Genomic DNA, 13,197 nt, shown 5'->3' with positions numbered 1-13,197 from the left:
CTACCTTTGATGGGGCCGCTTTGCGGCCCTATCGCGACACAAGGCCACCTTGCCACCGATCCGGAATCTGGATGGGGTGTTCAGCCGTTCGTTCTTTTTTTCGAACAGCCTATTGTCCTTTACCCCAGCAGACCCTAGGATTCGTTTGAGATTTCAAACGGGTGCTGAACACTTCAGCCCGGTGTGTGACTTTCAACAATCAATAATTCGCTCCGTGCGTGCACGGTGCTGTTAAGGAAGCCGACATGCAGCTTAAAGACGCTCAGTTGTTCCGCCAGCAAGCCTTCATCAACGGTGAATGGCTTGATGCGGACAACGGCCAGACCATCAAGGTGACCAACCCGGCCACCGGTGAAGTCATCGGCACCGTGCCGAAGATGGGCGCCGCGGAAACCCGCCGTGCCATCGAGGCGGCCGACAAGGCCCTGCCGGCCTGGCGCGCACTGACCGCCAAGGAGCGTTCGGCCAAGCTGCGCCGCTGGTTCGAGCTGATTATCGAGAACCAGGACGACCTGGCCCGCCTGATGACCACCGAGCAGGGCAAGCCGCTGGCTGAAGCCAAGGGCGAAATCGCCTACGCTGCCTCGTTCATCGAGTGGTTCGCCGAAGAGGCCAAGCGCGTCTACGGCGACACCATCCCAGGTCACCAGCCAGACAAACGCCTGATCGTCATCAAGCAGCCGATCGGCGTGACCGCAGCGATCACCCCGTGGAACTTTCCGGCCGCGATGATCACCCGTAAAGCCGGCCCGGCCTTGGCCGCTGGCTGCACCATGGTCCTCAAGCCTGCTTCGCAGACTCCGTATTCCGCCCTGGCCCTGGCCGAGCTGGCCACCCGTGCTGGCATCCCGGCTGGCGTGCTGAGCGTCATCACCGGCAGCGCTGGTGAGGTCGGCGGCGAGCTGACTGGCAACTCCCTGGTACGCAAGCTGTCCTTCACTGGCTCGACCGAGATCGGCCGCCAACTGATGGAAGAGTGCGCCAAGGACATCAAAAAGGTTTCCCTGGAATTGGGCGGCAACGCGCCGTTCATCGTGTTCGACGACGCTGACCTGGATAAGGCGGTCGAGGGCGCGATCATCTCCAAGTACCGCAACAACGGCCAGACCTGCGTCTGCGCCAACCGCATCTACGTCCAGGACGGCGTCTATGACGCGTTCGCCGAAAAACTGAAAGCGGCCGTCGGCAAGCTGAAGATCGGCAACGGTCTGGAAGACGGCACCACCACCGGTCCGCTGATCGATGGCAAGGCCGTGGCCAAGGTCCAGGAGCACATCGAAGACGCCGTTGGCAAAGGCGCCAAGGTTCTTTCCGGTGGCAAGCTGATCGAAGGCAACTTCTTCGAGCCGACCATCCTGGTCGATGTGCCGAAGACCGCTGCTGTCGCTAAAGAAGAGACCTTCGGCCCGCTGGCGCCGCTGTTCCGCTTCAAGGACGAGGCCGAAGTCATCGCCATGTCCAACGACACCGAGTTCGGCCTGGCTTCGTACTTCTATGCCCGTGACATGAGCCGTGTGTTCCGTGTCGCCGAAGCGCTGGAGTACGGCATGGTGGGTATCAACACTGGCCTGATTTCCAACGAAGTCGCGCCATTCGGCGGCATCAAGGCTTCGGGCCTGGGCCGCGAAGGCTCCAAGTACGGTATCGAGGACTACCTCGAGATCAAGTACCTGTGCATCAGCGTCTGATCACAGCCTAAAGGTTTTACCTCTGCCAGTGGGGCGCGAGAGCGACGTCTCACTGGCCTTTTTTACACCGCGACACCTGGTGGCCAGGGCCCTTGCAGCAGTCGATCAACGCATGCTGCCTGCAGCGAACCCCAGCCACCCCCGAATAAAAGCGCCGCCCGCATACGGCGCAATGAGGGCATTATGAGCAAGACCAACGAATCCCTGATGCAACGCCGTGTCAACGCCGTCCCACGTGGCGTTGGCCAGATCCACCCGATCTTCGCCGAAACTGCGAACAACGCCACCGTCACCGACGTCGAAGGCCGTGAGTTCATCGATTTCGCCGGCGGTATCGCGGTACTGAACACCGGTCACCTGCATCCGAAAGTCGTTGCCGCTGTCCAGAAGCAGCTGACCAAGGTCAGCCACACCTGCTTCCAGGTCCTGGCCTACGAACCCTACGTCGAGCTGTGCGAGAAGATCAACGCCAAGGTCCCAGGCGACTTCGCCAAGAAGACCCTGCTGGTCACCACCGGCTCCGAAGCTGTTGAAAACGCCGTCAAGGTCGCCCGTGCCGCCACCGGCCGTGCTGGCGTGATCGCCTTCACTGGCGGCTATCACGGCCGTACCATGATGACCCTGGGCCTGACCGGCAAGGTCGTTCCGTATTCCGCTGGCATGGGCCTGATGCCAGGCGGCATCTTCCGCGCCATCTTCCCGAACGAGCTGCACGGTATCAGCGTCGACGACTCGATCGCCTCCATCGAGCGCATCTTCAAGAACGACGCCGAGCCAAAAGACATCGCCGCGATCATCATCGAGCCGGTTCAGGGCGAGGGTGGTTTCATCCCGGCTCCGAAAGAGCTGATGAAGCGTCTGCGTGCTCTGTGCGACGAGCACGGCATCCTGCTGATCGCCGACGAAGTACAGACTGGCGCTGGCCGTACCGGCACCTTCTTCGCCATGGAGCAGATGGGCGTCGCGCCTGACCTGACCACCTTCGCCAAGTCCATCGCTGGCGGCTTCCCGCTGGCCGGTGTGTGCGGCAAGGCCGAGTACATGGACGCTATCGCCCCGGGCGGCCTGGGCGGCACCTATGCCGGTAGCCCAATCGCTTGCGCCGCAGCCCTGGCCGTGATCGAGGTGTTCGAGGAAGAAAATCTGCTGGACCGCAGCAAGGCCGTTGGCGAGCATCTGGTCGCCGGCCTGCGCAAAATCCAGGAGAAGAACCCGATCATTGGCGATGTCCGTGCCCTGGGTTCGATGATCGCTGTCGAAGTCTTCGAAGGCAAAGACTCGCACACCCCGAACGCCGCTGCCGTGGCTCAGGTTGTCGCCAAGGCGCGTGACAAAGGCCTGATCCTGCTGTCTTGCGGTACCTACGGCAACGTCCTGCGTATCCTGGTGCCGCTGACCGCACCGGACGAGCAACTGGACAAAGGCCTGGCAATCATCGAAGAGTGTTTCGCTGAACTGGCCTAAAGTGTGACGCGTCAGGAAAAACCCGCTTCGGCGGGTTTTTTTTATGCTCAAGCAAGATGCAGAACGCTAAGGTTGTGAGATGAACAGTGTTGGAAGGCGCACAGGATTGCGTGCCAAGGATTGCCTGGAGGTTTACCCATGAGCGCTACGGCCCCCACCCCTCCTTGCGTGCTGATTGTGGAGGGCGATCCGTGGGTGCGCGACATGCTGAGCCAGATGTTGCTTAGCGTACGTTGCGATGCCCGCTTGCAGGTCTGCGCCGATGGCTTCCAGGCGCTGGCAGCGCTGGCCAGCCAGCCTGACCTGATCATCGCCTCCCGCGAGTTGCCCGGCGTCGATGGCCTCGACCTGTTGCGCAGCGTGCGCGCCAAGGGGCGTAAGCCGGCCTTGCCCTTCATCCTCATGAGCAGCCGCAACGACAGCGCCAGCGTGCGCGAGGTCCTGCCTTTCGCACCGACGGCCTACCTGAGCAAGCCGCTGAACTTGGATTCCTTGCGCCAACGCCTGGAGGCAGTGTTGCTTCAGGTGGGCGAGCAGATCGCCTGCCCGGTGCCGCCGCTGCCGCCTGGCGCTACCCTGCCACGCTTTCTGGAGCAAAAGCGTGCGACCGCCGACGGCGGGCCGCTGTTCGCGGATGTCCAGGTGGCGCTCAAGCGGGCACTCAACCCTCACGGGCTGAACCTCAAGGTTCTGGAGGAAGAAGTACGCAACGACCCACAGATCACTGCGGTGCTCATCGCCGCGGCCAACAGCGCGGCCTTGCACCGCGAGACTGCGGCGGTGACCTTGATGCAGGCATTGAGCAAGCTCGGCACCATCCAGAGCACGAACCTTATCCTCGGCATGGCCCTCAAGCGTAGCGCGCGGCTCAGCGATCCATTGCTGGGCAGGTATGCAGAGGGCTACTGGAACCTGTCGTTGCACACGGCCGAATTCGCCCGCAGCCTGGCGCGCATGCTGGAGCTGGATGAAGAGCGTTGCTACTGCGCGGGACTTCTGCACTGCCTGGGCGACCTGGCCCTGTTGCGCTGCTTGCAGGAATGGCGGTTGGCAGGGGGCGAGCTGGACGAAGATGCCATCGAGCTCTCCCTGGAACAGCATGGCGCCGGCTTCGGCTCGGCACTGCGTACCCGCTGGCGGCTGCCGTTGGAGCTCCGCGAACTGATCGCCGCGGTCTACCAGCTAGGTGGCGGTGTGTACTCGCGTGAAGCCTTGGCCTTGAACCTGGCCGGGCAACTGGCACGCCTGCCGGACGGCCAAGGGCTGGAGGAACTGGCCGATGGCAAGACTGCGCGCCTGCTCAAGCTGGGCATGGCGGAGCTGGGGCGGCTACGCAAGGCCTGAGGCACTGGCGGTGGTCGATGTTACATCTGTAGGAGTGGGCCTCGGCCCCTCTGTCGCAGAGGGTGCCGGGCAACTATGGTCAGGCTTAAGCCGGACGCAGGGAGTAGGCCTTGAGCTGCGCGGCAAAGTCACGCAAGGCCTGGATGCCGCTGGCTTCGGCCTCATGCACCCAGTCCTTCATGGCGGCGAGCATGTCGTGGCCATTGGCGCTGGTGCGTGCCCAGATCTGTTGCAGCGCCAGGCGCTTCTCGTAGATGGTTTTGAGTGCCTGACTATGGGCGAGCATGGACTCGATACGCACATGGTGGCGGTCCTCCAGCAGGCTGGGCTCGCGTGAAAGCAAGCGCTTGGCGCGGCGGAACTGGTGGCGCACCGAATCGTCGACCCTGGCCAGTTCTTGCTTGACCAAGGGGGCGATCACCAGCTTGCGGTACTGGGCCATGATCTGGAAGCGGTTGTTGAGAATGGCCATGGCGGTGTCCATGTCCAGGTTGCCCTTGCCCTCGACCCGGTGGGCGATGGGCGCGACGCGCTGTACCTTGGCCAGGCGCAGCAGGCAGAACAGGCGGATCCACGCCCATCCCATGTCGAACTCCCAGCGCTTGACCGAGAGTTTGGCCGAGTTGGGATAGGTGTGGTGATTGTTGTGCAGCTCTTCACCGCCGATGATGATGCCCCAGGGCACCAGGTTGGTGGCGGCATCGCGGCACTCGAAGTTGCGGTAGCCGACCGCGTGGCCCAGACCATTGACCACACCGGCGGCCCAGAAGGGGATCCACATCATCTGCACGGCCCAGATGGTGATGCCGATGGTGCCGAACAGCAGCAGGTCGATCACGGCCATCAAGGCTATGCCGCCGAGCTTGTAGCGCGAGTAGAGGTTGCGCTCGATCCAGTCATCCGGGCAGTTCTTGCCGTAGATGCGCAGGGTCTCCGGGTTGCGGGCCTCTTCGCGGTAGAGTTCGGCGCCTTTGCGCAGCACCGTGGACAGGCCCTTGATCACTGGGCTGTGTGGATCGTCGACCGTCTCGCATTTGGCGTGGTGCTTGCGGTGCACCGCCGTCCATTCACGGGTGTTCTGCGCCGTCGTCAACCACAGCCAGAAGCGGAAGAAGTGCTTGAGCCCGGCATTCAGCTCCAGTGAGCGGTGGGCGGAATAGCGGTGCAGGTAGACGGTGACACTGACGATGGTCACGTGGGTCATCAGCAGTGTGACGGCCAGCAGCTGCCAGGCCGACAAATCGAGCAAACCGTTGTACCACATAGGGGGAGGGGCCCTCGGAAACAGATAGAAACAGCACTGGCATTATCTCCTGACAGGGAAATAAAACCAGTCGGCCTTTTTGATAGGAGGTCACGGGATGTTTCAGCCTTTATAATGCCCCACCTTTTCTTATGGTTTTATCCCTCCGACATGTCTGTATCCGCTCGCGACGCCTTGCGCATGGCCGCGCTCTATCTGGTGCTTTCCGTATTCTGGCTGGTGTTGTCCGAGTATGTGTCGCGTGAGCTTTTCGACGATCCGGCGGTCCTGGCCATCGGGCGCCAGATCAATACCTTCGCCTGGGTCCTGGTCAGCGCGCTGCTGATCTTCGTGTCCCGGGCTCGCTTGCTCAGTTTCATCGGTGCCGGCGCGCGTTTGCGCCGCGAGGACCGTGAGCGCCTGCGCATGGCCGCGGCCGTGTTCGATAGCACCCTGGAAGGCGTGCTAGTGACTGACCGCGACGGTTTGATCGTGCACGTCAACCGGGCCTTCATGCGTATCACCGGCTACCAGCAGGATGAGGTAATTGGTCAGCGCCCGAGCAAATTCAAGTCCGGCCGCCATGGCGCATCCTTCTACCAGCAGATCTATGCGGCCCTGGCCGAGAAGGGCGAGTGGAGCGGGGAGATCTGGAACCGCCGCAAGAGCGGCGAGATTTACCCGCAATGGCAGACCATCTGCGCCATCCACGACGATAGCGGTGCTCTCAGCCACTATGTGGCGGTGTTCAGCGACATCAGCGCGATCAAGCATTCGGAACGCGAACTGGCCTACCTGGCGCACCACGATCCCTTGACCGATCTGCCCAACCGCCTGCTGTTCAACGACCGCGCCGAACAGGCGCTCGCCGCGGCCCAGGCTAACAAGCGCGGTTGTGCCTTGTTGCTGCTCGACCTCGACCACTTCCAGAGCATCAACGACAGCCTGGGGCACAACGTTGGCGACCAGTTGCTCAAGCATATGGGCGAGCGCCTGCGTGAACTGCTGGGTAGCGCTGTGACCCTGGCCCGCCTTGGTGGTGACGAATTCGCCGTGCTGGCCGAAAACTGCCAGCAAGTAGGGCAGGCGGCCACGCTGGCCCAGAGCATAATCGACCGGATGAAGGAGCCTTTTGCGCTCGAGGGGCATCGCCTGTTCGTGAGCGTCAGCATCGGTATCAGCTTGTTCCCCAGCGATGCCTTGAGTGCCGATCAGTTGCTGCGTAATGCCGATTCGGCGTTGTTCAAGGCCAAGAACAATGGCCGCTCAGGCTATGCGTTATATACCGAAGAGCTGACCGCCCATGCCCAGCGCCGGGTCGAGACTGCCGGCGAGTTGCGGCGCGCCCTCGAGCAGGCGGAGCTGAAGGTGTTCTACCAGCCCGTGCATGACCTGCTGAGCCGGCAGCGGGTGGGTGTCGAGGCCTTGGTGCGTTGGCAGCATCCCCAACGCGGCCTGGTGCCACCCAGCGAGTTCATCCCGATCGCCGAGCGCACCGGGCTGATCGCCGAGATTGATACCTGGGTGCTGCGTCAGGCCTGTCAGCAGATGGTCCACTGGCAGGCTGAGGGACGTCAGTTGGAGTTCGTCGCAGTGAACATCTCCAGTCGGCTGTTCGGCCAGCGCGATCTTTATCGGCAAGTGGCCGAGGTGCTGCATGAGACCGGGATGAACCCGGCCGTGCTGGAGCTGGAAGTGACCGAAAGCGCGGTGATGGAAGACCCTGAAATAGCCTTGGAACAGTTGCACCGCCTGCGCGAACTGGGCTTGCGCCTGGCCATCGATGACTTTGGCACTGGCTACTCTTCGCTGTTGCGCTTGAAGCGCCTGCCCGTGCAGAAGCTCAAGATCGACCAGGGTTTCGTCGCCGGGTTGCCTTGCGACGAAGATGACGCTGCCATCGTTCGGGTGATCATCGCTCTGGCCCACAGCATGAACATGCAGGTGCATGCCGAGGGTATAGAACAGGCCGCGCAGGCGAGCTTCCTGCTCGAGCAGCAATGCCAACTGGGGCAGGGATACTGGTTCGGCAGGCCAGTGCCGGCAGGGGACTTGCGTTGGTCCTGAGGCCTACCATGTCTCGGCAGGAGCTAGTCGACGCTGGCTTCTGCATCAGCGCCGTAACCCCTGAGATGCTGGTTTTTCTTTTTTGTTATATAAAAATTCTTAAACAGTATTTTTAAGAATATCTGCCTCTCTCTAAGATTGCCCTCACGCCAGGCGCAATCCCCTTCTTCTGCCCGGCACCCTTACTCACTAGGAGAACGAGCATGAGTGCATCTCTGCGTAGCATCGACGGACAGGACGAAGCCACCATTCTGCGTGAAATCCAGAGCGCCCTGCGCGACCTGCGGTTTGGCGCGGTGGAGATCACCGTGCACAACGCCCAGGTCGTGCAGATCGAACGCAAGGAGAAGTTCCGCCTGCAGCAGCCGGGCCACAAGTCTGGCTGAGTCCGTACCCATTCCAACTAGAAAAATGCCAATCGGGAGCTTCACCATGTCCATCCGCCGTTATGCGCTTGCCGCCTTGGCCAGTGCCGTTTTTGCCGGTTCCGCGATCGCCAAGGACTACGAATTGCTGAACGTGTCCTACGACCCGACCCGCGAGCTGTACCAGCAGTACAACGCCGAGTTCATCAAGCACTGGCAGGCCAGCCATCCGGACGACAAGGTGAAGATCCAGCAATCCCACGGCGGTTCGGGCAAGCAGGGCCGCGCGGTCATCGATGGCCTTCGCGCCGACGTCGTGACCCTGGCCCTGGCCGGCGATATCGATGAGATCGCCAAACTGGGCAAGACCCTGCCAGAGGATTGGCAGACCCGCCTGCCGGACGCCAGCACGCCTTACACCTCGACCATCGTGTTCCTGGTGCGCAAGGGCAACCCCAAGGGCATCAAGGACTGGGGCGACCTGATCAAGCCGGACGTCTCGGTCATCACCCCGAATCCCAAAACTTCCGGCGGCGCACGCTGGAACTTCCTCGCCGCCTGGGCCTATGGCCTGAAGGCTGGCGGTAGCGAAGAAAAGGCTCAGGAATACGTGGAGGAGTTGTTCAAGCACGTGCCGGTGCTGGACACCGGCGCCCGTGGCTCGACCATCACCTTCGTCAATAACGGCCAGGGCGATGTCCTGCTGGCCTGGGAAAACGAAGCCTTCCTGGCGCTCAAGGAAGACGGTGGCAACGACAAGTTCGAGATCGTCGTGCCTTCCCTGTCGATCCTCGCCGAGCCACCTGTGGCCGTGGTCGACAAGAACGCCGAGAGGAAGGGCAATACCGAGATCGCTACCGAGTACCTCAAGCACCTGTACAGCCCAGCTGGGCAGAAGATCGCTGCGCAGAACTTCTATCGTCCGCGTGACGAGAAGGTCGCGGCCGAATTCGCCACGCAATTCCCGAAACTTGACCTGGTGACTATCGACAAGGACTTCGGCGGCTGGAAGACTGCTCAACCCAAGTTTTTCAATGATGGCGGTGTGTTCGACCAGATCTACTCGGCACAGTGATCTGTGCCCAATAGGATCGACACCCTTCAGTAGCCAGCATGGGCCCGGGACTTGTCCCGGGCTCCGTGCGTTCAACCAGGGACCTCTATGTCACGTCGTATCTCCCCTGTCATACCCGGCTTCGGGCTGACACTGGGCTACACCTTGGTGTACCTCAGTTTGATTGTGCTCATACCGCTGGCGGCCATGTTCGTGCATGCGTCCCAGCTCACCTGGGAGCAGTTCTGGAACATCATCAGCGCGCCGCGGGTTCTCGCCGCGCTCAAGCTGAGCTTCGGAACCGCCCTGTTCGCCGCCCTCATCAATGGTGTGATCGGTACCCTGCTGGCCTGGGTGCTGGTGCGATACACCTTCCCAGGGCGCAAGATCATCGACGCCATGATCGACCTGCCGTTCGCCCTGCCGACCGCGGTGGCCGGCATTGCCCTGACCGCGCTCTACGCGCCTTCCGGCTGGGTCGGACAGTTTGCCACTGACCTTGGCTTCAAGATCGCCTACACCCCGCTGGGTATCACCTTGGCGCTGACCTTCGTCACCCTGCCATTCGTGGTGCGGACGGTGCAGCCGGTGCTGGCCGATATCCCGCGTGAAGTGGAAGAGGCCGCTGCCTGCCTGGGCGCCAGGCCGTTGCAGGTCTTCCGCCATGTGTTGGCTCCGGCACTGTTGCCAGCCTGGCTGACCGGCTTCGCCCTGGCCTTTGCCCGTGGCGTTGGCGAGTATGGTTCGGTGATCTTCATCGCCGGCAACATGCCGATGAAGACCGAGATCCTGCCGCTGCTGATCATGGTCAAGCTGGACCAGTACGACTACACCGGCGCCACTGCCATCGGCGTGCTGATGCTGGTGGTTTCCTTCATCCTGCTGCTGCTGATCAACTTGTTGCAGCGGCGTATCGAAACCCCTTGAAGGAGGCCAAGGCAATGTCTACGTCATCCCTGGGCGCGGTCGCTTCGGCCAATGCCGCCCGTCGTGGCAGCGCGGTCTCCCGCCGTGTGTTGGTCGTGCTGGCCTGGTTGGTCTTCGCGCTGTTCCTGTTGCTGCCGTTGGTCATCGTAGTGTCTCAGGCCCTGAAGATGGGCTTCGGAACCTTCTTCGAAGCGATCTTCGAGCCGGACGCCCTGTCGGCGTTGAAGCTGACTCTGCTGGCCGTGTTCATCTCGGTGCCGCTGAACCTGGTGTTCGGCGTCTGCGCGGCGTGGTGTGTGAGCAAGTACGATTTTCGTGGCAAGAGCATCCTGGTCACGCTGATCGACCTGCCATTCTCGGTGTCACCGGTGATCGCCGGTCTGGTCTATGTGCTGATGTTCGGTGCCCAGGGCCTGTTCGGCCCGTGGCTGCAGGACCACGATATCCAGATCGTCTTCGCCCTGCCGGGCATCGTGCTGGCGACCATCTTCGTCACCGTGCCTTTCGTCGCCCGTGAGCTGATCCCGCTAATGCAGGAGCAGGGCACCCAGGAAGAGGAGGCCGCGCGCCTGCTCGGTGCCAATGGCTGGCAGATGTTCTGGCACGTGACCCTGCCGAACATCAAATGGGGCCTGATCTATGGCGTGGTGCTTTGCACGGCCCGGGCCATGGGCGAGTTCGGCGCAGTGTCGGTGGTCTCCGGGCATATCCGCGGGGTCACTAACACCTTGCCGCTGCATGTCGAGATCCTCTACAACGAATACAACCATGTCGCGGCCTTCAGCGTGGCCAGCTTGCTGCTGATCCTGGCGCTGTTCATCCTGCTGCTCAAGCAGTGGAGCGAATCCCGCATTAACCGCCTGCGCCACAACGCAGCGGAGGAATAATTCATGTCGATCGAAGTTCGTAACGTCAGCAAGCGCTTCCACGCCTTCCAGGCCCTGGACAACATCAACCTGGACATCTACAGCGGCGAATTGGTCGCCCTGCTCGGCCCTTCCGGCTGTGGCAAGACCACCCTGCTGCGCATCATCGCCGGACTGGAAACCCCGGACCAGGGCAGCATCGTGTTCCATGGCGAAGATGTTTCCGGCCATGATGTGCGTGACCGTAACGTTGGTTTTGTGTTCCAGCACTACGCGCTGTTCCGCCACATGAGCGTGTTCGACAACGTCGCCTTCGGCCTGCGCATGAAGCCCAAGGGTGAGCGTCCGAGCGAGAGCAAGATCGCCGAGAAGGTCCATGAGCTGTTGAACATGGTCCAGCTCGACTGGTTGTCCGACCGCTACCCCGAGCAGTTGTCCGGTGGGCAGCGTCAGCGTATCGCCCTGGCCCGCGCCCTGGCGGTCGAGCCCAAGGTGCTGCTGCTCGACGAGCCGTTCGGCGCCCTTGATGCCAAGGTGCGCAAGGAGCTGCGCCGCTGGCTGGCGCGTCTGCACGAGGACATCAACCTGACCTCGGTGTTCGTCACCCATGACCAGGAAGAAGCCATGGAGGTTGCCGACCGCATCGTGGTGATGAACAAGGGCGTGATCGAGCAGATAGGCTCACCAGGCGAAGTGTACGAGAAGCCGGCCAACGATTTCGTGTACCACTTCCTTGGCGACTCCAACCGTTTGCACTTGAGCGAGGGGCATCACGTGCTGTTCCGCCCCCATGAAGTGTCGCTGTCGCGGCATGAGGTCGAAGGCCACCATGCGGCGGAAGTCCGCGATATCCGCCCACTGGGCGCCACCACCCGGGTGACCTTGAAGGTCGAGGGGCAGAGTGAGCTGATCGAGGCAGAAGTGGTCAAGGACCATGACAGCCTCAGTGGCTTGGCCCGGGGCGAGACGCTGTTCTTCAGGCCCAAGGTCTGGCAGAAGGTGGCCGATCTCTGAGGTGGTGAAAATCCCGGGGCTGTGCCCCGGGATTTTTTTTGCCTGCTGATTCCAGGCTTTGCGCCTTGCCAGACGCAGGGTGGCTGACACCGTCTCTTATCAATGCCTTGCGCGAATATTTTGCATGCCTGAGATGCATGTTGTTTCCCCTCATCGGCTACAGCCCTTTAATCGCGCGGGTTTGCCACGGATCGTGATTTTCAATATTCCCTAAAGATCTATATTTAACTTTAAAGATTACTTTCAGAGATAAGCGTCTGGCATCGATGATTCAGCCATGCGAGGGGCTGTAGCCGGCCCACCATGACCTGCATCACGATCCCCCAGGAGTTGATCAATGGGTAATGTCCAGACGGCCGTCAGGGCCTACGACCAGCCATGGCGCCAGGCGCCGGGTGGCGATCTGGTCGACCTTGGCCGCACGCTTCGTCTGCCGTTGGCGCAGTTGCGCCTGCAGCGCACACCGGTCAGCGGCCTGCGCCGCCGCGACAAGGTCGTGCTCGGTATCTTTGTCCTGGCCCTGCATGGCGCCGTGGCCTATTGGGTCAGTCAGCAGCCGACGCCGGAGCTGCCGGTGGTCCCGCCGGAAATCCCGCCGATGACCATCGAGTTCGCCCAGCCGGCACCGCCGGTAGTCGAGCCACCACCACCCGCACCAGCGCCTCCCGTGGTCGAGCCGCCGCCACCGGTGGTCGATGAGCTGGCGGTCAAGCCTGCGCCCAAGCCGGTTCCGAAACCCAAGCCCAAACCTGTGCCCAAGCCGGTCGCCAAGCCACAGCCCAAGCCGGTCGAGGCCCCACCGCCGCCGCCGGTGGCTGCGCCTGCGCCACCCGCGCCACCGGCTCCGGCGCCGATCACACCGGCCTCGGCCAACGCGGCCTACCTGAAGAACCCGGCGCCGGAGTACCCGCAAATGGCTCAGCGCCGTGGCTGGGAAGGCACCGTGCTGCTGCGGGTCGAGGTATTGGCCAGCGGCAAGCCGGGGCAGATCCAGATCCAGAAGAGCAGTGGTCGCCAGGCGCTCGATGATGCCGCCCTGGCTGCCGTGAAGCGCTGGAGCTTCGTTCCGGCCAAGCAGGGCGACGTCGCCCTGGCGGGCTGGGTCAGCGTGCCCATCGACTTCAAGCTTCGTTAATTCGTGCCAATCGACCGAACTTAGAGAGAA

At 62.2% G+C, this 13,197-nt stretch carries 11 protein-coding genes; 10 read left to right on the top strand and 1 reads right to left on the bottom strand.

What is annotated here, in order from left to right:
- Window positions 1–245: 245 nt before the first annotated feature.
- From gabD to ACYU03_RS24880, 3 genes are all read left to right on the top strand, one after another.
- A complete protein-coding gene (gene gabD, locus ACYU03_RS24890; RefSeq protein ID WP_461887255.1) occupies window positions 246–1,688 on the top strand; it encodes an NADP-dependent succinate-semialdehyde dehydrogenase in 1,443 nt (480 codons plus the stop codon).
- Between the two features lie 183 nt (window positions 1,689–1,871).
- Complete coding sequence (gene gabT / locus ACYU03_RS24885; RefSeq protein WP_461887254.1) at window positions 1,872–3,152, top strand: 4-aminobutyrate--2-oxoglutarate transaminase; 1,281 nt, start codon at window positions 1,872–1,874, stop codon at window positions 3,150–3,152.
- Window positions 3,153–3,290: 138 nt separating this feature from the next.
- A complete protein-coding gene (locus ACYU03_RS24880) occupies window positions 3,291–4,496 on the top strand; it encodes an HDOD domain-containing protein (protein ID WP_461887253.1) in 1,206 nt (401 codons plus the stop codon).
- Window positions 4,497–4,581: 85 nt separating this feature from the next.
- Here ACYU03_RS24880 and desA read toward each other — a convergent pair whose 3' ends face one another.
- Window positions 4,582–5,760 carry a delta-9 fatty acid desaturase DesA gene (desA, locus tag ACYU03_RS24875; RefSeq protein ID WP_461887252.1) on the bottom strand — a complete coding sequence of 393 codons (1,179 nt, stop codon included), beginning with the start codon at window positions 5,758–5,760 and terminating at the stop codon, window positions 4,582–4,584.
- A 150-nt stretch (window positions 5,761–5,910) separates the two neighbouring features.
- On the opposite strand from desA, the gene dibA reads away from it, so the two are divergent.
- The 7 genes from dibA to ACYU03_RS24840 all read left to right on the top strand — a co-directional run bounded on the left by dibA (window position 5,911) and on the right by ACYU03_RS24840 (window position 13,167).
- Window positions 5,911–7,806 carry a phosphodiesterase DibA gene (gene dibA / locus ACYU03_RS24870; RefSeq protein WP_461887251.1) on the top strand — a complete coding sequence of 632 codons (1,896 nt, stop codon included), beginning with the start codon at window positions 5,911–5,913 and terminating at the stop codon, window positions 7,804–7,806.
- Window positions 7,807–8,009: 203 nt separating this feature from the next.
- Window positions 8,010–8,192, top strand: a complete 183-nt coding sequence (gene oscA / locus ACYU03_RS24865; RefSeq protein WP_461887250.1) for a sulfur starvation response protein OscA — start codon at window positions 8,010–8,012, stop codon at window positions 8,190–8,192.
- A 46-nt stretch (window positions 8,193–8,238) separates the two neighbouring features.
- Window positions 8,239–9,246, top strand: a complete 1,008-nt coding sequence (locus ACYU03_RS24860) for a sulfate ABC transporter substrate-binding protein (RefSeq protein WP_461887249.1) — start codon at window positions 8,239–8,241, stop codon at window positions 9,244–9,246.
- 87 nt (window positions 9,247–9,333) lie between these two features.
- Window positions 9,334–10,152: a sulfate ABC transporter permease subunit CysT gene (gene cysT / locus ACYU03_RS24855; RefSeq protein ID WP_461887248.1), complete on the top strand. Its 819-nt coding sequence runs from the start codon at window positions 9,334–9,336 to the stop codon at window positions 10,150–10,152.
- A gap of 14 nt (window positions 10,153–10,166) precedes the next feature.
- Window positions 10,167–11,039 (top strand): sulfate ABC transporter permease subunit CysW, encoded by an 873-nt coding sequence (gene cysW / locus ACYU03_RS24850; protein ID WP_461887247.1) that lies wholly within the window; start codon window positions 10,167–10,169, stop codon window positions 11,037–11,039.
- Window positions 11,040–11,042: 3 nt separating this feature from the next.
- Window positions 11,043–12,032, top strand: coding sequence for a sulfate/molybdate ABC transporter ATP-binding protein (locus tag ACYU03_RS24845; protein WP_461887246.1), 990 nt, complete (start codon window positions 11,043–11,045; stop codon window positions 12,030–12,032).
- Window positions 12,033–12,369: 337 nt separating this feature from the next.
- Window positions 12,370–13,167 carry an energy transducer TonB gene (locus ACYU03_RS24840; protein ID WP_461887245.1) on the top strand — a complete coding sequence of 266 codons (798 nt, stop codon included), beginning with the start codon at window positions 12,370–12,372 and terminating at the stop codon, window positions 13,165–13,167.
- Window positions 13,168–13,197: the final 30 nt, after the last annotated feature.

Source organism: Pseudomonas sp. X10, from assembly GCF_054889225.1.
The sequence above is the reverse complement of the archived record's forward strand: the minus strand, read 5'-3'. Positions and strand labels throughout refer to the sequence as shown.

Coding starts and splice junctions, on each gene's coding strand:
- gabD (WP_461887255.1), top strand. CDS start 246: ATGCAGCTTAAAGACGCTCAGTTGTTCCGCCAGCAAGCCTTCATCAAC.
- gabT (WP_461887254.1), top strand. CDS start 1,872: ATGAGCAAGACCAACGAATCCCTGATGCAACGCCGTGTCAACGCCGTC.
- ACYU03_RS24880 (WP_461887253.1), top strand. CDS start 3,291: ATGAGCGCTACGGCCCCCACCCCTCCTTGCGTGCTGATTGTGGAGGGC.
- desA (WP_461887252.1), bottom strand. CDS start 5,760: ATGTGGTACAACGGTTTGCTCGATTTGTCGGCCTGGCAGCTGCTGGCC.
- dibA (WP_461887251.1), top strand. CDS start 5,911: ATGTCTGTATCCGCTCGCGACGCCTTGCGCATGGCCGCGCTCTATCTG.
- oscA (WP_461887250.1), top strand. CDS start 8,010: ATGAGTGCATCTCTGCGTAGCATCGACGGACAGGACGAAGCCACCATT.
- ACYU03_RS24860 (WP_461887249.1), top strand. CDS start 8,239: ATGTCCATCCGCCGTTATGCGCTTGCCGCCTTGGCCAGTGCCGTTTTT.
- cysT (WP_461887248.1), top strand. CDS start 9,334: ATGTCACGTCGTATCTCCCCTGTCATACCCGGCTTCGGGCTGACACTG.
- cysW (WP_461887247.1), top strand. CDS start 10,167: ATGTCTACGTCATCCCTGGGCGCGGTCGCTTCGGCCAATGCCGCCCGT.
- ACYU03_RS24845 (WP_461887246.1), top strand. CDS start 11,043: ATGTCGATCGAAGTTCGTAACGTCAGCAAGCGCTTCCACGCCTTCCAG.
- ACYU03_RS24840 (WP_461887245.1), top strand. CDS start 12,370: ATGGGTAATGTCCAGACGGCCGTCAGGGCCTACGACCAGCCATGGCGC.